Origin of the sequence: Acinetobacter sp. UBA991, assembly GCF_002292065.1 — a bacterium.
Lineage (GTDB): Bacteria > Pseudomonadota > Gammaproteobacteria > Pseudomonadales > Moraxellaceae > Acinetobacter > Acinetobacter higginsii.
Genome location: NZ_DBBF01000038.1, coordinates 85086 through 108968, shown reverse-complemented (window position 1 = coordinate 108968; position 23883 = coordinate 85086). Strand labels below are relative to the sequence as shown.

Annotated in this window: 15 protein-coding genes; 7 read left to right on the top strand and 8 right to left on the bottom strand. The window is 42.5% G+C overall.

Annotated features, from left to right (window positions below; genetic code table 11):
• Positions 1 to 23 precede the first annotated feature (23 nt).
• From B2727_RS15715 to B2727_RS15695, 5 genes are all read left to right on the top strand, one after another.
• On the top strand, positions 24 to 1841 hold the full coding sequence (locus B2727_RS15715; protein ID WP_033133216.1) for a cation:proton antiporter: 1818 nt from the start codon (positions 24 to 26) through the stop codon (positions 1839 to 1841).
• Positions 1842 to 1960: 119 nt separating this feature from the next.
• Positions 1961 to 2836 carry an Hsp33 family molecular chaperone HslO gene (locus B2727_RS15710; protein ID WP_033133215.1) on the top strand — a complete coding sequence of 292 codons (876 nt, stop codon included), beginning with the start codon at positions 1961 to 1963 and terminating at the stop codon, positions 2834 to 2836.
• 117 nt (positions 2837 to 2953) lie between these two features.
• Positions 2954 to 3565, top strand: coding sequence for a LysE family translocator (locus B2727_RS15705; protein WP_033133214.1), 612 nt, complete (start codon positions 2954 to 2956; stop codon positions 3563 to 3565).
• A 141-nt stretch (positions 3566 to 3706) separates the two neighbouring features.
• On the top strand, positions 3707 to 4651 hold the full coding sequence (locus B2727_RS15700) for a DnaJ C-terminal domain-containing protein (RefSeq protein WP_033133213.1): 945 nt from the start codon (positions 3707 to 3709) through the stop codon (positions 4649 to 4651).
• Between the two features lie 11 nt (positions 4652 to 4662).
• Positions 4663 to 4989, top strand: a complete 327-nt coding sequence (locus B2727_RS15695; RefSeq protein WP_004802375.1) for a chaperone modulator CbpM — start codon at positions 4663 to 4665, stop codon at positions 4987 to 4989.
• A gap of 28 nt (positions 4990 to 5017) precedes the next feature.
• Here B2727_RS15695 and B2727_RS15690 read toward each other — a convergent pair whose 3' ends face one another.
• The 4 genes from B2727_RS15690 to rpsO form a co-directional block, all read right to left on the bottom strand.
• Positions 5018 to 6241 carry a magnesium transporter CorA family protein gene (locus B2727_RS15690; protein WP_033133212.1) on the bottom strand — a complete coding sequence of 408 codons (1224 nt, stop codon included), beginning with the start codon at positions 6239 to 6241 and terminating at the stop codon, positions 5018 to 5020.
• 140 nt (positions 6242 to 6381) lie between these two features.
• Entirely contained in the window at positions 6382 to 7704 is a 1323-nt protein-coding gene (locus tag B2727_RS15685) for a dicarboxylate/amino acid:cation symporter (RefSeq protein ID WP_004802372.1), read from the bottom strand.
• Positions 7705 to 7964: 260 nt separating this feature from the next.
• A complete protein-coding gene (gene pnp / locus B2727_RS15680; RefSeq protein ID WP_171061149.1) occupies positions 7965 to 10052 on the bottom strand; it encodes a polyribonucleotide nucleotidyltransferase in 2088 nt (695 codons plus the stop codon).
• A 256-nt stretch (positions 10053 to 10308) separates the two neighbouring features.
• Entirely contained in the window at positions 10309 to 10578 is a 270-nt protein-coding gene (gene rpsO, locus B2727_RS15675) for a 30S ribosomal protein S15 (RefSeq protein WP_004656162.1), read from the bottom strand.
• 240 nt (positions 10579 to 10818) lie between these two features.
• On the opposite strand from rpsO, the gene B2727_RS15670 reads away from it, so the two are divergent.
• Positions 10819 to 12117, top strand: a complete 1299-nt coding sequence (locus B2727_RS15670) for an EstA family serine hydrolase (RefSeq protein ID WP_033133211.1) — start codon at positions 10819 to 10821, stop codon at positions 12115 to 12117.
• A 704-nt stretch (positions 12118 to 12821) separates the two neighbouring features.
• Here B2727_RS15670 and recD read toward each other — a convergent pair.
• The 3 genes from recD to B2727_RS15655 all read right to left on the bottom strand — a co-directional run bounded on the left by recD (position 12822) and on the right by B2727_RS15655 (position 22028).
• Positions 12822 to 14540: an exodeoxyribonuclease V subunit alpha gene (recD, locus tag B2727_RS15665; protein ID WP_277605688.1), complete on the bottom strand. Its 1719-nt coding sequence runs from the start codon at positions 14538 to 14540 to the stop codon at positions 12822 to 12824.
• 132 nt (positions 14541 to 14672) lie between these two features.
• On the bottom strand, positions 14673 to 18386 hold the full coding sequence (locus B2727_RS15660) for a UvrD-helicase domain-containing protein (protein ID WP_033133209.1): 3714 nt from the start codon (positions 18384 to 18386) through the stop codon (positions 14673 to 14675).
• 3 nt (positions 18387 to 18389) lie between these two features.
• Complete coding sequence (locus B2727_RS15655; protein ID WP_033133208.1) at positions 18390 to 22028, bottom strand: exodeoxyribonuclease V subunit gamma; 3639 nt, start codon at positions 22026 to 22028, stop codon at positions 18390 to 18392.
• A 183-nt stretch (positions 22029 to 22211) separates the two neighbouring features.
• On the opposite strand from B2727_RS15655, the gene B2727_RS15650 reads away from it, so the two are divergent.
• Positions 22212 to 22718, top strand: a complete 507-nt coding sequence (locus tag B2727_RS15650) for a hypothetical protein (RefSeq protein WP_033133207.1) — start codon at positions 22212 to 22214, stop codon at positions 22716 to 22718.
• 50 nt (positions 22719 to 22768) lie between these two features.
• On the opposite strand, the gene B2727_RS15645 is transcribed toward B2727_RS15650, so the two are convergent.
• A partial coding sequence (locus B2727_RS15645; protein ID WP_291349615.1) for a calcium-binding protein occupies positions 22769 to 23883 on the bottom strand: 1115 nt, incomplete at its 5' end.

Below are 23883 nucleotides of genomic sequence, written 5' to 3'. Positions count from 1 at the left end.
AATAGAAAAATTTGAGGCATTCAATGTCTTTACTGCTACCGATTATTTTTTTACTGGCTGCGACTTTAATTTTTGTTCCATTAGCAAAACGCTATGCCGCCAATACTGTTCTGGGTTATCTGATTGCAGGACTGTTACTTGGCTCCAGTGTTTCGGGTCTGATTGAAGATCCACAGTTCATCGAGCAATTGCTACATTTTGGTATGATTGCAATCATGTTATTTGTCGGTTTTGCTTTTCGACCACAACAACTTTGGCTCGAGCGTAGAGGCATTCTAAAAAACAGCGGATTACAACTCCTAATCATTACTCTTGTTGTGATTGGCGCATGTTTTTTACTGTTTAATGATGTGCTAACCAGTCTGATTCTCGGATGTGCTTTAGCGCTATCCGCAGTCGCTTTACCATTACAACTCCTAGAAAAAAAACAGCAACTCAATAACAAATTAGGACAAGCGACTTTAGCAACCTTGCAATTTCAAGCCTTTGTTGCCGTCATCTTGATTGTGTTATTTCCATTACTTGAAGACACTGCTTCTACACGGCATGGCATTTCCTATTTTGCAGCAATCATCGCGACATTTTCAGGATTATTCTTAGCCAGCCGCTATTTAGTTCGTCCGGCATTCCGTTTTTTAGCCCGTAAACACAGTATTCATTTGATTCCTGTCCTCAGTTTACTGGTCTTTCTTTCTGTCATCCTCATCATGGATATTTTAAATATCCATATTCTAATTGGTGCATTTCTGGGAGGCTTATTACTCGCAGAGACAGAATTTAAAAGTGAAGTTGAACGCATTCTTGAACCCTTTAAAGATGCTGCAACAGGTCTATTTTTTCTGGCCATCGGCTTGGGGCTTTCACTGCAACCCCTTATCCAAACACCATTATTGATCATCGCATCAATCTTTGGTTTAGTTGTGATCAAGGCTGCTGTTGTTACAGCAATCAGCTATTACCAACAACGTCATGCCAAGCTCAGTACCCTGTTTGCAATCATCTTGGCTCAAAGTGGTGAACTCAGTTTTATTTTACTCAAACTGGCAGAAAGCGAGAACTTGCTGACCAAAGATCTTCTGCAACCGACCTTACTCATTGTATTTGGTTCAATGCTAATGACCCCACTGCTGTATTGGTTATTTGATTCAAAAGTTTTACCAAAATTGCAGAAGAGGGTGTCAGTACAGATTGACGATGTCCCTCAACACCCGATTCTTATTTTGGGCTTTGGCCGTTTTGGACAAGTCATCGCACGGGCCTTACACGCACAAGGCAAACAATTCAGTGTCATTGATAGCAATCAACCCGATGCTGATTTTATTGAACAATATGGACATCGTTTCTTTGATGCTGATGTCACCCAAGTCGAGAACTTACGTGCAGCAGGCATTGAATATTGCAAATTATTGATTGTTGCAATTGATGATGTTGAAGACAGTATGAATCTGGCGCGGCATCTACGTTTGAACTATCCAGATTTAACCCTGTTTGTACGAGCACGTGACCGCCATCATGCGCATTTACTCAATGATTTAGGCGTACAACATATTTGGCGTGAAACCTATGCTTCATCGTTAAATATGGCACAACAGGCATTGATTGAAACGGGTCTCTCCGTTGAAGATGCACATATTCAAATTGAGCGCTTTAAACAAGAAGATGAAAAGCTGCTCATGCAGCAACATTGGTCCCATGATCAACAAGATGTCCTTGAAAACTATCCAAGTGCGATTGCAGAGCTTGAGTATTTGTTTGAAAACACAAAAACTTTAAGATCAGATCGCTTGAGCAATGATCAAAACACACAAAGTGATGCAAATTCACTCAATGAAATATCTTGAGTTTTAGCAAACTGACACCATTATTGACTGCATAACCATGCACCTTTTTATAAAGCCTGAAGTGCTTTACAAGGCAAAGCGTTGCTTTGTTTTCCCCTTAGGGGGTACTGGAGAAAAATATGTCTGATTTACGCCAACGCTTTTTTATCGAAGACTGCCCTGTTCGCGGTGAAGTAGTGCATTTAGAAGAAGCGCTTCAAACTATTTTGGCGCAACGTGAATATATGCCTGCGGTACAAAGCCTGTTAGGTGAAATGCTCAGTGCAACAGCCTTACTGGCCAGTACACTCAAGATTCGTGGTCGTATTAGCTTACAGATCCAAGCAACTGGAACATTTAAATGGGCCATGGCTGAGTGCAACCATTTAGGTGAAGTTCGCGCATTGGCGGATTACGAAGAAGATCCTCGTTTCGTTGAAGGTAGCGACAGTCGTACTGTGCTTGCGGCTTTAACCAACCCAGTGCTGTTCATCAACATTGAACCTGAACACGGCGAACGCTATCAAGGGATCGTTCCACTTGATCAACCGACCTTGGCAGGTTGTTTGACACAGTATTACGATTTGTCTGCGCAGATCCCAACCCACATTGTATTGGCAACCAATAACCAACGTTCGGGTGGTCTATTGATTCAATTACTTCCTCGTAATGATGAAGAAGAGCAAAAGTTGGTTGATGAAGATCTATGGCCACGTTTGACCATGCTCACTGAAACCCTTAAGCCGGAAGAGCTGACTGATCTATCAGCAAATGAAATTCTCTATCGCTTGTATAACGAAGAGGAAGTGCGTTTGCCTGAGGTCGAACAGTTAAAATTTGGTTGTACTTGTTCCAAAGAACGTTGTGCCAATGCCTTGATCCAAATTGGTGTTACTGCAGTCCATGAAACACTGGAAGCGCAAAACCCAATCCAAATGGATTGTCAGTTCTGTAATACACGTTATGAATTTACAGCAGAAGAAGCTTTAGGTTTGTTCGGTGAACATTTAAGTTAATTGACTAAATGTTAAAAATAAAAAAGACGGACTTCCGTCTTTTTTTATTTTGTATTAAGGTCTATGCGCTAAAACAATTTTCAAATCTCCCAATAACATAGACCTAAAATTTGACTTATGAATTACTTCGAATACTTGCTGTTTATCATCAGTGTGGTTGTACTGATTGCCACGCCTGGTCCTGTGATGATTTTGGTCGCCAGTGCTGGCCTTAAGGGTGGCTATAAAAAAGCACTAGAGACAATTTTTGGAACCAACCTCGCCTCTTTAATCCTGATTTTTATTTCCGTACTCATTCTCAAGGGTTTTCTCACCATTGATGAAAACTACCTAAAAGCCATTCGCATATTAGGTTGCCTTTATATTGCCTATCTGGGTTATAGCATTATTAAAGAAGTGCTTCAGGCACCACATCCAACCGCTATCCAAACCGTATCTGCACAAAGTGGCGGCTTTAAAAAAGGCTTTCTCGTAGGAATTTCCAATCCGAAAGATATTATTTTCTTTTCGGCTTTTTTCCCGCAGTTTATTAACATCTCATCGAATATCAATTTCAGTTTAAGCCTACTGACTGTGACGTGGATTGTCTTGGATTTCCTAACCCTGTCTTTGGTATATCTGTTCTTTCGTAGCCTATCTCAAAGCAGCATCTATCCGAAGATTCTGGGACTATGTGGTGTTTTACTGGTCTTGATCGCGCTCTATGGACTAATCGATACCTTTATTTAAAATCGACATCAAGTCCACATTAAAAACCTTAACGATGTAGTTTTTAGCCAAACAGAACAAGTCTTATACAATCGAATCCATTGAAATCTCTTGGATTCGTTTCATAATAAAACAAACACATCATTATATTTATTATAGATCATGGCAAAAAATTATTATGAAGAGCTGGGTGTTTCAAGAGACGCCTCAGCAGATGAAATCAAAAAAGCCTATCGAAAATTGGCACGTAAATATCATCCTGATATTAGCAAAGAAGCCGATGCTGAAGCCAAAATGCAGGCGATTAATGTCGCCTATGACACGTTGAGTGACAGTACCAAAAAAGCTGAATATGATCAGATGCTGGATCATCCACAAGGTTTCTCTAATTTTGGACAAGGCAATCAAAGCGGTTTTGACGGTTCACAATTCTATCGCCAAAGTTCAGGCGATGGTGCTGACTTTAGTGGATTTGAGGACTTATTTGGCCGTTTTGGTTCTGGCTTTGGTGGAGGACAGCAACGCTCTCAGCGTCAACAACGTAGCTATCGTGGTGAAGATCAACATGCCAGCATTCAAGTTGATTTAGATATTGCCTATCACGGTTCAACCCAACAAATTACCCTACAGATCCCGACTTATAACGTTTATGGTGAACCTGAGGTACAACGTAAAACCTTAGAGGTTAAAATTCCAAAAGGCATGAAGGAAGGTCAACAAATTCGCTTAAATGGTCAAGGTCAGATTGGTATTAATGGCGGCGAAAATGGTGACCTATACATTGAGATCCAATACAAAGACACGGATAGAATTCGTGTCGAAGGTGCCGATGTGTATCAAACCATTGATGTCAGTCCTTGGGAAGCTGGTATAGGGCAAAGCATCGAGCTCAGTACCCCTGCTGGGCAGCTCAAAGTTAACTTACCAAAAAATGCCAAGAATGGGCAACAACTGCGTTTAAAAGACAAAGGCATTCCAAACAAAACTGCGGGACATTTATACCTGATTATTAATATTGTTTTACCGCCAGTGCACAATGAGCAAGAGCAACAGGCCTACCAACAATTTGCCGATGCCTTTGCCTCATTCCGACCTCGCGCCTCATAAGGAGTAAGATCATGACAACCATTCAATACAAAGAAATTCAATATGACGGTCATAGCCAAGTTGAAATCATTGATGAACAATTGGCACTTGATCTTGAGCACTTCGCTGAGGCATGCGGTCAAAGTACCGACTGGGTGTTAAAACTGATTGATTACGATATTTTGCAGATTTCTGTGGAACCGCAAAGCTATCAGTTTATTGGTGAAGATGTCAGTCGGGCTAGACGTGCTTACCGTTTACAACGTGACTTCGATGCAAGCTTATCAGCCGTAGCGGTGATGCTGGATTTAATCGATGAAGTGCAACAGCTGCGTAAACAGCTCAAGCATTTTCATTAAGCCATCCTGTAAATGACCAAGCCCATCCCTATTTCAGCTTGGTCATTTTCTCCACTTCTTTCAGCGTTTGCTTAATCGGTTCATAATCCAAAAACCACAACAGATTAAAATTACGCTGCCGATGCTGCTGTGCCAGTAAATCAATCACACTGCGCTCACCGCGCCCAACCAAATGCTGCCGATAAAAATAATACAGTAAAAATACTGTGCTCATCAGCATCACACCCAGCATGATCCAGAAGCCAACAGGTGACTTCAGCCCAGGGATAAACTCAAAGTTCATACCATAGACCCCAGTCAATAAAGTCAGTGGTGCAAAGATGGCGGTAATAATGGCTAAGATGCGCATGTTTTCATTGGTTTGATTGGCAATCGCAGAGAAATGCAAATCGATGGCCGATTGAATGGCATTTCTTAAGCGCAAGGTATGCTTTTGCACCCGTTCAACATGACTCATCAAATCGTTCAGACGTACCAACAGAATATCTTGCGCTTTGTGCTTATGTTCACCGACCACATGATGATAATTATCGACCAGTTCATCTCTAAATTCCTGCAGGGTTTCGATCTGCTCCTCGCAGAGATTTTCGATTTGCTGAAAGGCCATATCTTCATGGAACAATTGATGCCATTGCTTAAAACGACGATTGCCCTGTAAAAGTTGTTGTTGCCAATATTCAACCCGGCGGGTTAAGGGTGTGCGTAAATTCAGATAACCATCAATCATGCTATTCAATAAGCGTAAGCATAAATCTGCGGGGGTGCTGGCTAACTTACGTGGTTTATTCTGCTCGGTACTCGGTCGTCCCATAATGGTCTGAATACGCTGAATATAGCTCTCTACCGCCTGATTGCCCTGCTCTCTCACACTCAGCAAAACCGTAGGTGTTAAGATAAAACTCATCGGTGTGGTCGCCAAACCAAAAACACTTTCATGTGATTCTGAAGCATTCTCATTTGCCAAAATCTGGTCGTCTGGGCTAATCAGTTTGCGAAACACCAACAGGTCATATTCCTCGACGGTATCAAATGCACAAGGGTGCTCAATATTGAGTAAATCCCGCAAATGGAATTCATTCAGTACCAATCCCGTATGCTCATAAATATTCTTCTGCCAAGCCTCTGTATGATTCACCAGATCTTGTCGAAGACTATCCACCCATAAAAATTCAAGCGTATGTTCTGTTTGTTGTTCCGCACTGATAAAAATCGTATTTTCACTGTTATGACGATAAAAATAATAAAGTTGCATAGGACAATAGAAATTAGAATGGCGAGAGAAATGCTGCCACGAAGCCAGATAAAAAGCTACGGCTATTACAGGACTGAAACGACATCCAATAAAAAAGCCTCACATGCACAGCATGGAGGCTTTTCCGAATCTCAGGAAGATTACACTTCTTTCTTCTCAACCACACCATATTTAAGGGCTTGGTCAAGTTGCTCTTTGTCCAAGGCATTGTCCCATTTTGCCACCACGATTGTGGCACAAGCATTACCTACCAAGTTGGTTAATGCACGGCATTCTGACATGAAACGGTCAATACCCAGAATCAATGCCATACCTGCGACTGGAATTGCAGGAACAACTGACAGGGTTGCAGCCAGAGTAATAAAGCCCGCACCTGTGATGCCTGCTGCACCTTTAGAACTCAGCATCGCGACCAATAGAATCGTGATTTGTTGGGTGAGGGTTAATTCAATATTACAGGCTTGGGCGATGAACAATGCCGCCAATGTCATGTAGATATTGGTACCATCAAGGTTAAATGAATAACCCGTTGGAATCACCAGACCAACCACCGACTTTTCACAGCCTGCTTTTTCCATTTTTGCCATCAAGGACGGTAATGCTGCTTCTGATGAGCTTGTTCCGAGTACCAACCAAAGTTCGTCTTTAATATAACGAATCAGATCAATAATCGAGAAACCATTATAGCGAGCCACTGCGCCCAAAATAATAATCACGAACAGCAAAGCGGTAATGTAGAAGGTCGCAATCAATAACATCAAATTACCGATTGAACTGATCCCATAAGCACCAATGGTAAAGGCCATGGCACCGAATGCACCAATCGGCGCAAACTTCATCAACATACCGACTAAGGTAAATACTGGCGTAGTGAGCTGCTGTAGAAAATCTGTGACTGGACGACCTAAATCACCTGATTTTGCCAAAGCCAAACCAAACAATACCGCGACAAACAGGACTTGAAGAATTTGACCTGATACAAATGGACTGACCAATGTATCTGGAATAATATTCATCAAGAAGCCCGTAATCGTCGACTCATGTGCTTTGGCAGCATATTCATCAACTTTGGTACTGTGCAAGCTACTTGGATCAATATTCAAACCGTGACCTGGCTCAATCACATTCCCGACAATCAATCCTACGATCAAGGCCAAGGTTGAAAACGTCAGGAAGTAGATCATGGCCTTCGCGGTCACCCGACCTACACTGCCGAGGTTTTTCATGCCTGCAATCCCTGTCACAACGGTCAGGAAAATTACAGGAGCAATAATCATTTTAACTAATTTAATGAAGGCTTCGCCGAGTGGCTTCAAGCTTTCACCTAATTCTGGGAAGAAATGACCTAACAATATCCCCGCGACAATCGCGAAGATCACTTGCACATAGAGAATCTGATAAAACTTTGGTTTCTTGGGAGGCTGTTGGTCATCTTGACCTGTGGCGACATGATCGACAAGCATGTGCGATATTCCTTCATATTGAGATGAACAAATAGACTTCCGACTGTCTATCTAAAACCACATAAACGCAGGCAGGCACGGAAATTTGGGGAATTCTACGTTAATTGTGAGGCACACAATTAAAGCATTAGACTAATGTCTAATATCAAGAAATTTTATGTTTATAGTTTCAGTTTTTTATGTTCTTAACAATCATTCACTTAATAAAAAAGCGCATTGTTAAAACAATGCGCTTTTTTTAAGCAAAATGCCTGCTAGCATTAAGCTTGTTCAATGTCTTTCATTGTCAACTTGATACGACCACGGTTGTCGACATCAGCAACTTGTACTTTAACGTCCTGACCTTCTTTTAATACGTCAGTCACATTCGCAATACGCTCATTTGAGATTTGTGAAATGTGAAGCAAACCGTCAGTACCTGGCATGATATTGACGAATGCACCAAATTCAACGATACGAATAACTTTACCCGCATAGATTGTACCTGGTTCAACTTCTGCAGTAAGCGCTTGGATTTTCGCAATCGCAGCTTTCGCAGCCGCTTTAGTTTCACCAAACACGCGTACAGTACCGTTATCTTCGATATCAATCGCTGCTTTAGTCTCTTCCGTAATCGCACGGATGGTTGCACCACCTTTACCAATCACGTCACGGATCTTGTCAGGGTTGATGTTGATCACTTCAAACGTTGGCGCATGTGCATTGATTTCTGAACGTGCACGTGAAATGACTTTGTTCATTTCATTCAGGATGTGCATACGACCAGCAAATGCTTGGTTTAATGCAACTTCCATAATCTCTTCAGTGATCCCTTCGATCTTGATGTCCATTTGAAGTGCGGTAATACCGTTGGCAGAACCTGCGACTTTAAAGTCCATATCACCTAAGTGATCTTCATCACCTAAGATGTCAGAAAGAACGGCAAAACGCTCACCTTCTTTAACCAAGCCCATTGCGATACCCGCAACTGGTGCTTTCAATGGCACACCAGCATCCATAAGTGACAATGAAGCACCACATACAGAAGCCATAGAAGATGAACCATTAGATTCAGTAATATCAGATACGATACGGATCACATACGGGAAACGATCAGCCGCAGGAAGAACGGCTTGAACACCACGACGAGCCAAACGACCATGACCGATTTCACGACGCTTAGGACCTGATTCACGACCCGTTTCACCTACAGAATATGCAGGGAAGTTGTAGTGCAACATAAAGTTGTCAGTTTTGGTACCAGAAAGCGTATCAACCATCAACGCATCACGTGTATTACCCAAAGTCGTTGTAACTAACGCTTGAGTTTCACCGCGTGTGAATAATGCAGAACCGTGCGCACGACCTAATACACCAACCTGAACGTCAATACCACGAACAGTCTTGGTATCACGACCATCGATACGCGGCTTACCAGACAAGATGTTGTCACGTACAGTACGGTATTTAAGATCTTCAAATAATTCGTTTACTTCATCAGCAATACCAGTTTCGTCATTTTCAGGAACGAACTGAGCAACGGCTTCTGCATAAAGTGCATCAAGTGCTGCATAACGATCTTGCTTTACTGCAATCGTATATGCTTCAGAAATTTTCGCTTCAAAAGCAGTTTTTAATTGCTCAAGAAGTGCTTCGTTTTTGCTTGGCGCAACCCAAGTTGATTCAACTGCACCAGCTGCTGCTGCAAACTCTTTAATTGCTTGAATCGCAATTTGCATTTCGTCATGACCGAAAAGAACTGCACCCAACATTTGATCTTCTGAAAGTTCTTTCGCTTCAGATTCAACCATAAGCACAGCAGATTCTGTACCCGCAACCACAAGGTCAAGATCAGATTGTGCAAGTTGTTCAAAGTTCGGGTTAAGTACGTATTCGCCATTGATTAAACCAACACGCGCACCACCAATCGGACCACGGAATGGTGTACCTGCAATCGATAATGCAGCTGAAGTACCTAACATTGCAGCAATATCGGCATCCATCGTCTTATCAGAAGAAACAACTGTTGCTGTCACTTGGATTTCGTTGAAATAACCTTCTGGGAACAACGGACGAATCGGACGGTCAATCAGACGTGAAATTAAAGTTTCAGCTTCAGAAGCACGACCTTCACGCTTGCCATAACCACCTGGGATACGACCAGCAGCATATTGTTTTTCTTGATAGTTAACAGTTAACGGGAAAAAGTCTTGACCCGCTTTTGCTTTAGGCTGAGCCACAACCGCAACGAGAACAGTCACGCCACCCATGGTAACTAAAACTGTATTTGCTTGACGTGCAACACGACCCGTTTCTAAAACAACTTGGTGTTGACCAAATTGGAATTCTTTACGAACGATATTAAACATTGACATGTATTATATTTTCCTAGTTTTATTCTAGTGAGACCCCTAAGGTTTGGCATTCAGACTACAACTGCTGTGTAGATAAATGACAAAGCTTAGAAGCCATCGCACTAGATCAAAATTTTAAATAAATTTAAACACAAAGAAGGAGCGAACAAGCGCCCCTTCTAAAAATCATCTAAGGTAAATTAGATGAAACTCTCTTTTCAGCGATAAAGCATTGCAACATGCGAAATAGCGAAAACAAAGTAAAATCGAATTAACGACGTAAACCTAATGCGCCGATCAAAGCAACATAACGACCGTGATCTTTACCGTTTAAGTAGTCAAGTAATTTACGACGTTGGTTAACCATACGGATCAAACCACGACGGCTATGATGGTCGTGTTTGTGTTCTTTAAAGTGACCTTGCAAATCATTGATTTGAGCAGTCAATAAAGCAACTTGTACTTCAGGTGAACCAGTGTCGTTTTCAGCACGAGCAAATTTAGCGATGATCTCTGCGCGATCAGTGTTAGTTAAAGCCATTCGATTTCTCCGAGATGCTTACAAAAATAAAATGATAATGATCAGTTGAAACCAACCGACTGCCGTGCATCACTACAGCAAGGCGCCCATTTTAAGTGATCTATCGCTATATTGCAAAATTGTTTTATATCTGCCGGCAATTCGGCAGCTGACAGCATTGAACAAAATAGGCACACTACCCTTGTTCTGTTTTCAATTTATGACAGAGAAGAAAGAAAACGAAAATATTGCGAGGGAATCGTGAAAATTTTATCAACCAATACCTGTTATGTACCACATGACTTAAATCAAGTGATTCGCAGTAAAGAAGAAGTCTCAGCCGAATCGGGTGGTATGACTGAGAGACAGATTCAAAAGATATGGAACAGTGTTGAAGGTCTATATAAAACAGGCAATTATCCACTCATTACTTTATGTTTACGTCGTCAGGGGAAAATTCTTTTAAATCGTAGCATCGGCTATGCGCAAGGCAACTCCCCAGATGGCTTAGCAACCAATGCCAAAATCGGCAGCCCAGATACACCAGTCTGCCTGTTCTCTGCATCCAAAATGGTCACGGCGATGTTGATTCATATGTTGGATGAACGTGGTGAGCTAAATTTACTTGATCCGATTAGTTATTACATTCCGGAATATGGCGTGAATGGTAAACGTCGTGCCACGATTTTCCATCTACTCTCCCATCGTGGTGGTATTCCACGTATCGACACTGAAGTCACACCAGAACTTCTGTTTAACCAAGATGATATATTAAAACTGCTCTGTGCCGCCAAACCCGTTTCTCCATCAGGGACTCATCTTGCCTACCATGCGGTTACCGCAGGTTATATTCTGGGTGAAATCGTTCAACGTGTAACAGGTCAAAGCGTTCGAGAGTTTTTGGCTGAAAATATTGAAAAACCAATGGGCTTGGATTATTTCAATTATGGTTTAAAACCTGAATATCGCGCTGATGTTGCCTTGAACTATGCGACAGGTATCCATCCAAGTTTAGGTACAGATCATTATCTCAACCATGTACTCGGTGGCGGTCTACAGCTTGCAGTCGATGTCACCAATGATACCCGTTTCATGGACACCATTTGCCCTGCGGGGAACATCTATACCAGTGCTGAACAAGCAGGACGTTTTTTTGAAATGCTATTAAGTGGCGGAGAATATCAGGGCAAACAAATTATGAGTGCTCAAACTGTATTCCGCTCCACCCTGCCAACCTCTGGTGTTAGCTTAGATCGTACCTTATTAGCTCCAATGCGCTATGCGCTGGGTCCAATGCTCGGCAGTAATCCTGTCGGCTTGTTTGGCCCAATGACAGGACAAGCTTTTGGACATATTGGATTTTCCAATATCCTATGCTGGGCTGATCCTGAACGGGATATCAGTGTATCGCTCTTAACCACAGGCAAATCTGTGGTTGGTACCCACTTACCAGCCTTGGCAAAAACACTTTATCAAATCTCAACCAACTGCCCAAAGATTCCAAGAAATCAACGTCGCTCATTGTTCGCAACTGACCGTACTGAAGCAGATTTGGTATAAGGGCTATTCATCCAAATCACACGCACAAAAAAGCCCAAGTTAAACTTGGGCTTTTGCGCTTGAACTTATCATTCTTCTTAATTTTGTTATTTTTTATTCTTTTTTCCTATACCATTCAGACCCTCTGAATGCAGACTCCACACCCTTCTCTTTTATTGTTGTTTCTCTTGCTATTCGCTCTTCCTATACCGACTATTCTGTCAGATTCAATTGTGAAGAAAAATAGCATTTTTCTTATCTCTGTGTAAGAAAAAACGTACAAGTCTGTATAACATTTAACTTAATAATAACAAAAAATTGTCAGACAATAAGTTTTATATTTCTTCCTTTTATTTGATCATTTAATTGAAGCGAAATAGACTCATATGCTGAAAAACATGAATTTTCACATATTCTCAGAATACTTTATGAGCGATATGGATTATGTTGATTTTATAGTGAATTTTGACATGAAAATAAAAAAGCCCTGTAGTCTCTCCCAAAACTACAAGGCTTAGCGGCTGTAAGTTTCCTCTTTTATCACTTACTTCACTGTAAGTTCGCTGTCATACGACGTTATTATTATATTTTTGCGATTTACCTAGCTTTCCATGCTAGGCTCTTTGTGTGTACATAATCTCAAAAACCTTGCGCTTGCTCTAGCGACAATATCTCGAATCCTTGTAAGCTTTTACTTACAAAATAGTGAATTCTAAAGAATAAGTTCACAATCTGTTCAAATTGATCTTTTGCACTAAACCGCTACGCCGAACAGTCCGTATCGTCAATGCCTGCTGCAAAGCCTTTGAATCAGCCAAAATACTCACCACTTTTTTAGCACGGGTGACTGCGGTATAGATCAATTCCTGACTCAACAGCTTCTCGGCATGCGCATCTAAAACAATCGCGGTATGGGTAAATTCCGAGCCTTGTGATTTATGAATAGTTAAAGCAAAGGCGGTTTGCATACTGCGTGGCAGTCGATGTGCTGCAATCCACTTATTTAAGCTCGGGAAAAAGACTTCAAATTGCTGTGACTGGGTGCGATGTTTAAAACAGATTCCGATATCACCATTGGAAATTCCAAGCTGATAGTCATTATAGGTCATCATTACAGGACGCCCGATATACCAGTCTCCAACAGCGATTTGTTTGAGTTGCTGATTGAGCCAATGTCCGGCATAACGATTCAGTTGTTCAATCCCCAGTGGCCCATGTCGAACTGCCGTTAAGATTCGATAATCATCAAAGGCTTGAATCACGTTCTGAATCTGTTCGGCAGGTTCATCTGCCTGTATATAATGTTTCAAAGCTTCGATATAAGCTTGAAATCCAGCCATTAACTGATGTTGATAAGGTTCAATCTCCACATCCTGCTGCTCGGGTAGATATTCCAGCTGGATCAGGTCAGGCATATCTTTATTCAAGGAAATGGCTTGCAAAGGTGCAGCCTGAACAATTTCCGTCTCTAGTTTTGATAAGACTAAATCGGGGTCGCTTAGATCTTGTTGCGCCTGAATAAATCGAGCGAATTGCCCAATCTTGGCTTCACCAGAGAAACGACGGCTGGTCTGTAGCTGGACTCGGTTTTCAGCCAATGCCTGTACTTGCTGTAAATCAGCCAAAACCGAGCCGACATCAACCGAAGCCAACTGATTGGCATCACCAAGCAAAATAATTCGGCATTGATCTGGGACTGCCTCGAATAATAGAGTTGCCAAATTCAAATCCAGCATTGAGGCTTCATCAACCACAATCACGTCATAAGGCAAAAGCTGTTTTTGATTAAACCTCGGTATTTGTCGATTGCCCATGCCCAGTAAACGGTGCAAGGTCTGCGTGGTTTGATTACGCAACTCATCTGTAATTAAACCTGATTCCAATAATTTTGGATCATTCAATGAGTTCTGTAATGCTTCCTGCATACGTTGCGCGGCTTTACCTGTCGGTGCAGCCATGGCAATACGAATATCGGGAATGGTCTGGTTGAGGGCTGCAATAATACGTGCCAAGGTATAGGTTTTACCTGTCCCTGGACCGCCGGTAATAATGCTCAGACCTTGTTGCAGCACCATTTTCAGTGCAGCCTGCTGGTGCACGTCACTCAATAAGTCTTGATAATGTTCAGCATCAACCACCTGAATCGTTTGTCGCTTTAATCGACAAATCTGCTGTGCGAGGCGTTGCTCTAGATGCCAATATCGGTATAATGCCAAGCCCTGCTGATCATAGACACACGGCGCGACTTGCGTCACTGCAATTTCACTAGAAACTGCTAAATCAGCCAGTGCTTCAATCTGTGCTGGATCAGCCTCAATACAACTGTCGCCTTGTAAACTGGCTTCAACCAGTTGTTGTAGTACCTGTGCAGCGTTAACTGATTGAGTAGATTGAGAAAATGGTGCTTGTGAGAGATAGTCACTCCACATATTTAACCATGTCATTTGTGCTGACTGATCATCAACTTGTTTGTCCACAGAGTTATCCTCAAACTTACCCACACGCTTGTCCACAAGGTTATAAACAGAGTTATTCACAAGCTAAGCTTTTGTTTAATTTAAAATCACGCACTTTATCTACACCATTTTTCCAGCTTTATCCTCAGAAAAATATCCAAGTATTGCATCCAAACGCAAGATAAACTCATCCTCAGGCTTCCAGTAGTAACAGCCTTGCTGCGCTTGCCCATTCATGCCGCGCAAATACAGATAAGATGCGCCGCCTAAATGCTGCTGCATCTCATAATCCTGTAATTTCACCGACAGATAACGATGTAGCGCTACCAGATATAACGCCGCTTGTAACCAATAACTCGACAGCGACATACTTTCTGCAATCTGAGGCTGCTGATAATCCAGTTGCTCCGCCCCCAGATAATTACTCTTATAATCAGCAATATGGTAACGCTGGCCATCGAAGTAAACCAAGTCAATAGAGCCATTTAAGTAACGGGCAGATTTAGCCTCAAGTAACTCAGGCATTTCGATACCATATTCCTCAAACAGCTGCTGTACACGCTGCATCGCCAGCACTCGATCCGATAAAGCCAGATAGAAAGGACATTCAGACAAGTATTGTCCTGCAGCTAATTGCTTTAACTGAAAACCCTGATTGAGTGGCGTGTGTAATACCTCACCAAGCCAATCAGCAATCCATTGATACAGTTGCTGCTCGCTATTTTCTTGTTCAGGAAAATGCAGCTGATATTGCTGCAACAATTCTGACCATAAACTTTGATAGGTATTTTTAAAACGACGGCGAATTTCTTCCACCCACATGTGGGGTTGCTGAAAATCAATCTGCTCAAAAATCTCATGCAAGAAATTGCCAGCCAAAGTCCCTTTCGGGAAATACTGTTTAATCCAGGCAATCGGCTGAGCCGTGGTTTTATTTTCCAATTCAGCAAGATTCAACTCATCTTCAGCTTGCTCAAAATCAGTATCGATATTGGCCAAGCGATCAGCCCGAGTCGCTTTATGCTTTAAATGTTGTGCCAGATAGCTAAAACTGGTTTTTCCGCGTGCATAAAAACGTTGTGTCGGCAGTGTTTGGGCCAACAGTACGCGTTGTTGTTGAGTTTGTTGTATCTGTAAGGCTTGTGGTCGCGCTAAGATCAGCGCAGCATCGGCACTATAGGGATGTTGAAAGTTATCGCCCTGATTCTTCCAAAAAGCCAAACCTGAAAACTTATTTTTATCGCCTTTTTCCGGTTCAAACACGGCGTAAACACGGTGACTGGCACGCGTCAGTGCCACATACCACAACCGGTTTTGTTCCGCTAAAGCGCGTTGCTGATGTTGATCCAGCTCAGTTTGCTGTAAAAAATTTTTATCCGCCACAGCTACCACCCGTTGCGTCCGTATTTGACCCGTCTCAGGCAACTGGATTTCAGTGGTAGAAAAATTCAGTGTTTTCTGTACTTCAGCAAAAGCCTTATTCGCCCCCAGTAAAAAGACGATTTTAAACTCCAAGCCTTTGGACTGATGAATCGTCATCAGTTGCACACCCGCTTCACTCGACAGCTTGTGTTCAAGCTCCCAATCTCGATCACTTGGCGAATTTAATTGTTTTAAATACCAGTGATACAGGTTTTGCATCCCTTGTACATGTTCACTGTGCTGACTCAACAGATCAGTGAGATGGCGTAGATTCACCACGGCACGTTCATTGTCTTTACTTTGTGTGGCCACCAGTTGTTGCCAAAGACCAAACTGATTTAGGCAACGCTGCCACGCTGATAAAAAGCCCTGATTCAGCCACATTTCACGTATGTCATCAAACTGCTGAATATAATCACTCAAGCCTTCTGCACTTTGTTCTAATGCCAATAGTCTAGCCAGATCAAAGCCAAATAAACGGCTGAGCAAAGCCCGTTTGAGCTTGGCCTCATCATAAGGATGAAGCAACGCCGTGAGTAGGGCCCCCACATCCTGTGCAATGCTGGAATCAAACACACTGCGTTTCGATGGTCGATTGACCCGAATCCCCATACGTTCCAATACATATTGCACTTCATCCAGTTGGCGATGGCTACGCGAAAGAATGGCAATATCATCTTCATCAATCGCAGTCGGGATATCACCCTCTAAGTACAATTGCTTTAAATAGGCTTGGTTGAGTAAGTGCTGAATCTGCCACGCCACCTGTGTGGCCTGCTCATTGCCCTCTTGCAAATGCAACCAGCGTAAAGGCATTGGATTGGGTTGGGCATTTTCAATCAAGGCGGGATGTGGACGTGAACCCGCTTGAATCGGGTCATAGCTGACCTGCTCACCAAAATCGATCTGGCGCTGAAACAGCACATCCACCACTTCCACCAGTTCTTTCACCGAACGGTGGTTATGCACCAACTTATACTCACGCCCCTGTTTGGCCATAATATCCTGATAAGCATTCAGGAAGGTCAGCATATCGCCACCACGGAAACCATAAATCGCCTGCTTACGGTCACCCACCATAATCATGCAACCTTTTTGATAACGTTGCGGATGGCGCCAGATACTGGCCAACATATCATCTTGATCTTGGTTGGTATCCTGAAACTCATCCACCAAAATCAATGGATAGCGTGACTGTACAAATACCGCGAAACGTTGTCCTTGCTCGCCTTTTAAAGCTTCAGACAAAGTCTTGATTTGCTGAGCAAAGGTGGTCTCCCCTTTTTGCTGCAACACTTGAGGCAAACGCTTTTTGACTTCAACACATAAATAGGCTTTTAAATAGACCTGTAACTGCTCAAATTCCTGCTGAGTCTGCTGTACAGCTTGAAACAGCTTTTGCAGTTGCAACACGCATGGATGTTGATAGAAGCCCTCGGCAATTTCCACAGGACATTTCTTAAAAATTTTTTGTGCTTCGAGTTTGTCTAAAAACTTAAATACCGCATCACGTGCATTGGCAAAATAGGCATCAAAGATCTGTATATTCTCAGAACTGTTGAGTGCAGTTAATAAGGGCGGCAAGGATTCTGTAAATAGTTTATGAAAGGCATTGTTACGGAAAGAAGCGCCATTGATATGTGCATAATAGGCGCCCTCTAACTGAAAGTATTCAGCCAAGCTGCTCAGGTCAATCTGCTGTGCTTGCTGTTGCCACTGCTGCAACTGAGCCAACTCAATTTCAGGCATGGCAGGCAGTTTAAATTGTGCCGAACTAAAATTCAGCGAGCTTTCCACCATCCCGACAAAATGATCGACACTTTTCAGCCCCCCCACACTATATAGCGCATTGATCACTTGCTGTGGTTGAGTCTGAATCCATTCCCGCAACACATCATGAATTAATTGACGGGTATAGCTTTTGGCATCCTCAGTAATTTCTGCGCGTTCAATTTTGCCACTTTCAAAGGCAAACTCACGCAATAGCTTTTGGCTAAAACTATCCAAGGTTCCAACAAACAATTCATCCAATTGATCGATGACCAGTTTGAGCCGTTCACAGGCATAGGCAATTCGTGGCGCAAAGTTTTGTAAGACCTGTTGTTTTAACGGATCAGTTTCTTGTAATGCCTTGACCTGAATATCTTGTTCCAATACATCACGGAAAGGCTCTAAAAACTCAAGGATTTCGACCAGACGCAAACGAATACGCGTTTTGAGTTCTGCGGCTGCAGCACGGGTAAAGGTGGTGGCAATCACCTGATTGGGCAAATATTTTTCTAAGAAAATCCGCACCATCAAACTAGAAAGTGTATAGGTTTTCCCCGTTCCTGCTGAGGCTTCGATTAAATGCAACCCTTCAAATTGAATATCACTAATCGGCTGATAAGACACGGGATACTGTGAGTTCATGTCTTACTCCACCCGTAAAAATTCAAAAATCGGTTGATATAAAGCAAAGGAATAATGATCACAGGCATACTGCAATAAAGCGGTTGCATCTTGCTCTTGCAAAATGAACTGCCAATCACGGTGCAATTTACAAGCTTCATTCTGGGTCATATCAAAACCCGAGAAATCCCCCGTATCATTCCAGTCTTTCAATACTTGCTTTTGACTCTCTTCAGTTAACACCTGAGTTGAATCCAGCTCAATCCACTCATATTGCTTGCCCTTTTCTAAAGGCTTTAACACTAAGGCAGCAGGCAAGACCACAGGCTGCTGCTGTGCATCGTGCCAAAGCTGTAACCATGCCTTTAAATAATGCTGTGCCTGTTGTGAACTTAAGCCTTCACAAATCACGGTCTGATCGCTAAACACTACAATTCGACGCTTCTCTGTAGCAGCGTCACTATTGATTAGCGCCAACCAAAGCAGATATTCCAGCCAGACTTTGGCAAAGCGCTTGGCACGTGCACTTGACGCCTCCAAACTGACCCAATCTTGGGTTAGTTGTTTCGGGGTCACACAGGCGATTTGTAATTGTTTCGAGACCCGCCAAACCCGTTGCGTGGTTTCAGTCGGTGCTGGGGCATATTGCTGCAAGCGCTCCAACAAGCGTTGCTGCTCTAAGCGACTTTGCTGCCAAGCACTGTGCTGAACTTTGCCAACGGGCAACTGATCTTGCAAAAGACTTGGAGATAGCTGGTCATCCTGCTGCTGTAAAAAATGTCGAATGGCATATTTACCGAGACCATCGAGTAATAATGGTTCAGCTTGATCAAGCGATGCTTGTGCGGTTAAATTTTCCACACCTAAGGTCTTTAAATACAGCCGCGCAGGGAAACTGATATCTTGAATCCATTGCTGACTCTCCAAAATGATCATTTCATTTTGTTCAACGGGATAGACGGTATTGGCCCACGCCTGTCGCTCACCCTTCACCTGCTGAATCTGTGAAGCGACCTTAAACCATTGGTCTTGAAAGCGCACAGGACGATCCGAAACAAAGCCGAGTGGATCGAACGGTTGTAGACGATGTAAATGATACAACGGATAAAGCTGTGCAGGGACTTGCAAAGCATTCAATCCGGCTAAATCCGCTTCGGATAAAGGAGGGCCATCTTCGCTGCTCGTCGGTTTTACAATCAAAGCCAAATGCTCGCGGAACCCCTGCAACACACTGGATGGCTCTCTGACTTCGCCATCATTGAGATCAAAGCCATTATAAAACAGCCAAACCTGTTCTTGTGCCAATAAGATGGCATCCAAAAATGCCCCTTGATCATCCTCCAAACGAGAGCGATCACCCAATTGCTGACGCAGTGCATCCATCAAATCAAACGGAATATGACTGTCTCGATTTGGAAATTTACCTGTATCCAAATTCAACAGTACAATCAGGCGATAAGGAATCGGACGAATCTGTCCAATCTGACTAAAGGTGATTTGTCCTGTCGGTTCAACTTGTGCGGACTGACTTTCTAGGCTTCGTTGAATTTCTTCGATGATATAAGGCAATGGCAAAGAAATTTGGCGCAACTGTGTTTCAGCATCTTCGTAGTAGCTGGCCAAGGTCAGCATCCGCTCTTGTTTCTGAATAATTTCGCGGATTGCTTTTAAAGCAACCACATCGGCTTGTTCAAACTCTTGCACATCCTGTTTGATCCGTTGTAACCAGACTTCAACAGGCAAACGCTGTCCTTGTTCATGCGCCACCAACCAGTCTCGCCGTGCCGATAGCTCGTGATAAATCTGAATCAAAATCCCAATCAGTTCAAAATCGCTTGGTTGCACCAGCGCATAACTTAAGATGTCTTGCACCATCACATGGGCTGGCACGGCAATCCCAAGCGCCAAACGATCGAGGGCAAATTTAAAACTATAACGGTAATCTTGATCGTCATCACTGAGCGTTGGTTTTAAATGTTCAGCATCCAAACCACGCTTAAAGCCAGCATCATCGAGTAAACTCAGAATCCGTTGTACCTGTGTATAATCCAAGCCATAACGTTGTTGCGTCGCGGAAAGATTGAGCCAATCAGCAAAATCATCCTGCGTAAAACGACCCTGTGTCAATTGCAAGCGTCCAAGTACAGCACGCCATGCATTTAAGGCATCTAACTGCGCCACCCCTGCAATTTTAACGGGTAAAAAGACTTCATGTTCATTTGCAACCGTAGGGAAGACACTGCGAATTAAAGGCTCAAGCTCGGCTAGATTCGGGGTCAAAACCAGCACATCACTTGGGCGACGCGGTGTCGTATCTGCTTGAGATAACCAATACAGCAACTGTTCTTTTAAGACTTCGAGCTGTCGCACACTGGAGTGGCAAACATGAATCTGAATTGACTCGTCCTCAGGCGCAAGTTCATATTGCTGAGGCTGAGGTTCAGCTAAATAGAAAATATCCGACTGAATCTTACCGAGTAGCGTTTCAGGAAACTGCTCTACAAAGGCATCGACCCACTTTCCCTCCTCTCCTGTTGCCAGTTGTGATAACAGGGAAAAATGATCACGCGCTTGCTTACCTAAGCGTGTCAGTAAGGGATGCCGAGACTCTCGATTTAAGGCATTAAACCCCAGACTAAAACTGTCGAAGAATGCGGCAATGTCTGCATCACTGGCATGGGGATGTTTGGCGATATAGCGCTCTTTCACGCCGAGGTCATAACGCTTTTTCCAGAGTGGATCGACACTGTCGGCCCAATATTCCTGCGATGGGTTATAGTGCAGAATCACCACATCCAGATACTGTCCCAAACGACGTAAAAATTGCAGTTGGCTTGGTGGTAAATCTAAAATCGTAAATACAACCACCTGACTCGGCAATTGTGCCAAAGCTCGTGATCGTGTCTGCTCATTGTCTAGAAGCTGCCAGAAATCAGCATCAATGCTTTGTATTTCAACAAAATCATCATGAAAGTAGTTTTGCCACAACCAACGCTGCCAAGCTTCCAATTGTTCGGTTTGTTGTAAGCTAAAGGCTGAAGTTTGTTGATCTGTTTGAGCAATCAATTGTTCGATATTTAAGGCTTTGTTCTGTCCCCAGGTCGCTAACCAATTCCCTGCACAAGTACAATTGCTTTGGCAACCGCGTTGACAATGACCGCGATAAATCATGTAGTTGTTAAACAGTTGTGAAACCTGCTCTGCCACCCAATACAACATGCTTTGTTTTTTAAGTTGTTTTTCAGTGCCTTGTTGCAGTTGATCGGCGCTGTCGTAAATCCGTTGCACAATTGAATATAAAGGGTGCTCATTCGCAACAGTATTCTGTTCGGGTTGAATAAAAGGCTGTAAGGCTTGATGAATACGCCACTTTAAAATCAAACGTGGAATATTGGCTTTACGCACTTGCTCTTTATTTTCCAAAACTTGTTGGTAGGCATACCATTGAAAACCACGAATGCGTTGGTGAAATTGATAGTTGGCGGTCATGCCTTGTTGTTCGGCAACTTTTTGCGTCAGCCATTGTTCTTGTGCGGGGCTCGGGACAATAAAATGCTGGGTTTTAAACACCTGAAAGGGTGAGTTACTCGGCTGAGTGATTGATGCCATCACACCTTGTAATAACACGTCAAGGCGTTGACTTTGAATAACATGAATACCCATGCGTTAATATAACCCCATCAATAAATCACCATTTTGCTCTACCAAAATGTCTATCATCATCACTATACAACTTCAGATCACTATGTCACGCTAAACACACAATCCAATAAAAAAATTGTTTTGAATTTCACCACTCAATACGATTGAATGTACTATCAAGGGATAGACTTTAGGTATAACTTTATGAAAATTGAAAAAATTCCTGATGCAATTGACCCAAGTTTGAACTTGGAACAGATTCGTGATGAATGTTTGGAGCTCGCCAAGAAGCGTGCCTATTGGTCAGCGGGTGCAGCGATTGTACCGATTCCATTTTTTGATGTTGTTGTCGATTTAGGCATGCTGACACAAATCATTCCAGATATTAATGCACGTTTTGGTCTCGCTCCTGAACATATCAGTGTTTATGATCCTGAAACCAAAAAAGTTCACTGGGATGAACTACGTAAACGTGGTTTTGAGTTTTCAGGTTTTGTGGTGGCACGTACTGCCATGAAAAAATCATTTAATGGTTTTTTCACCAAAATCGCCACCAAACAAGTGACTAAATTTATTCCTTTAGGCGGGCAACTTGTTGCAGCCAGTTTAGGCTATTTCATGATGCGTAAAATTACCGAAGCGCATGTACAAGATTGCTATAACCTTGCCAAACGCATTCAGCAAAAAAGTCGCAGTACCATTGTAGCTTGATAAAAATGAAACAGGTGTTTGTTTAAACACCTGTTTCATTGAGTTCCTAATTAATAGAGAATCGTATTCGAAGTAATAAAATCTTCTAATGACTTAATCTGCGGCTGATTTGTTAATGTTAAGAAACGGCTACTTTCATACTGTTCCCCAGCACCATCTCGATCTATGGATAAGATAACGTTGTTTGAACTTTTCTCAAAATAAACGTATTGGGCTAAATTTGCTTTCGAAACCTCACCAATCAGTAGAGCTGATATATCAATTTTATCTCCATCAACTAGACTAAAATCCTGCCAAATATCTTGATCATTACCACCAAGAGAGTCTTTTTCAAAACCTTTAAGTAAATCAAAAATAACGGTATCACGACCTGATCCGCCAAAGATAATATCCTTTCCTACACCGCCATGCAGAATATCATCACCAGCACCACCTTCTAAGAGGTCATCACCTTCATCACCAAACAAAGTATCATTACCATTACCACCGTATAACTTATCATTTTGTGAGCCGCCATAAAGAAGATCATTTCCATCCTCTCCATAGAGAATATCTTCTCCAGCCCCACCTTCTATACGATCATCTCCTGCACGTCCATAAATCGAATCATCCCCTAACAAACCAACCAGATGATCCGAAGTTGCGTAACCAATCAAACTATCATTACCTAGCGTCGCTTCCATAACCTTCGTTTTGATTGTCTCAACATCCCAGAATGTCCCGCCTGCAAACTTGATTTGTTCAATTTGATAACCTGAGGCAGCATCACCTATAAAAAAGTTATTTACTCTTATACTATCTGAACTGTTTCTTATACTTAAAACTAGAGCATCGCCCTCTCGTTTTAGTAACACATCGTCTGGGAAAATATCTGCTCCAAGCTGGACAATATCTAACTTACTCTTGTTATTCTCATAAGAACTAATTGTATCTTTACCTGAACCTCGTCCAAATAAATAGATATCATTTCCTAACCCACCATCCAGTGCATCATTACCAGCTCCGCCATCTAATATATCATCACCGGCCAACCCTAATAATTGATCATTTCCTGCTCCACCAATTAGAATATCATTATCGACTGTTCCTGAAAGCTGTAAACTCTCTATAGATAATGAATTATTTAAATTAAGCTTTACAGTCCCAATATTCCAGACAGTACCAT

What these genes read in the sequence shown, in the direction of transcription:
- B2727_RS15715 (WP_033133216.1), top strand. Translation starts at nt 24, where the DNA reads ATGTCTTTACTGCTACCGATTATTTTTTTACTGGCTGCGACTTTAATT.
- B2727_RS15710 (WP_033133215.1), top strand. Translation starts at nt 1,961, where the DNA reads ATGTCTGATTTACGCCAACGCTTTTTTATCGAAGACTGCCCTGTTCGC.
- B2727_RS15705 (WP_033133214.1), top strand. Translation starts at nt 2,954, where the DNA reads ATGAATTACTTCGAATACTTGCTGTTTATCATCAGTGTGGTTGTACTG.
- B2727_RS15700 (WP_033133213.1), top strand. Translation starts at nt 3,707, where the DNA reads ATGGCAAAAAATTATTATGAAGAGCTGGGTGTTTCAAGAGACGCCTCA.
- B2727_RS15695 (WP_004802375.1), top strand. Translation starts at nt 4,663, where the DNA reads ATGACAACCATTCAATACAAAGAAATTCAATATGACGGTCATAGCCAA.
- B2727_RS15690 (WP_033133212.1), bottom strand. Translation starts at nt 6,241, where the DNA reads ATGCAACTTTATTATTTTTATCGTCATAACAGTGAAAATACGATTTTT.
- B2727_RS15685 (WP_004802372.1), bottom strand. Translation starts at nt 7,704, where the DNA reads ATGCTTGTCGATCATGTCGCCACAGGTCAAGATGACCAACAGCCTCCC.
- pnp (WP_171061149.1), bottom strand. Translation starts at nt 10,052, where the DNA reads ATGTTTAATATCGTTCGTAAAGAATTCCAATTTGGTCAACACCAAGTT.
- rpsO (WP_004656162.1), bottom strand. Translation starts at nt 10,578, where the DNA reads ATGGCTTTAACTAACACTGATCGCGCAGAGATCATCGCTAAATTTGCT.
- recD (WP_277605688.1), bottom strand. Translation starts at nt 14,540, where the DNA reads ATGACATGGTTAAATATGTGGAGTGACTATCTCTCACAAGCACCATTT.
- B2727_RS15660 (WP_033133209.1), bottom strand. Translation starts at nt 18,386, where the DNA reads ATGAACTCACAGTATCCCGTGTCTTATCAGCCGATTAGTGATATTCAA.
- B2727_RS15655 (WP_033133208.1), bottom strand. Translation starts at nt 22,028, where the DNA reads ATGGGTATTCATGTTATTCAAAGTCAACGCCTTGACGTGTTATTACAA.
- B2727_RS15650 (WP_033133207.1), top strand. Translation starts at nt 22,212, where the DNA reads ATGAAAATTGAAAAAATTCCTGATGCAATTGACCCAAGTTTGAACTTG.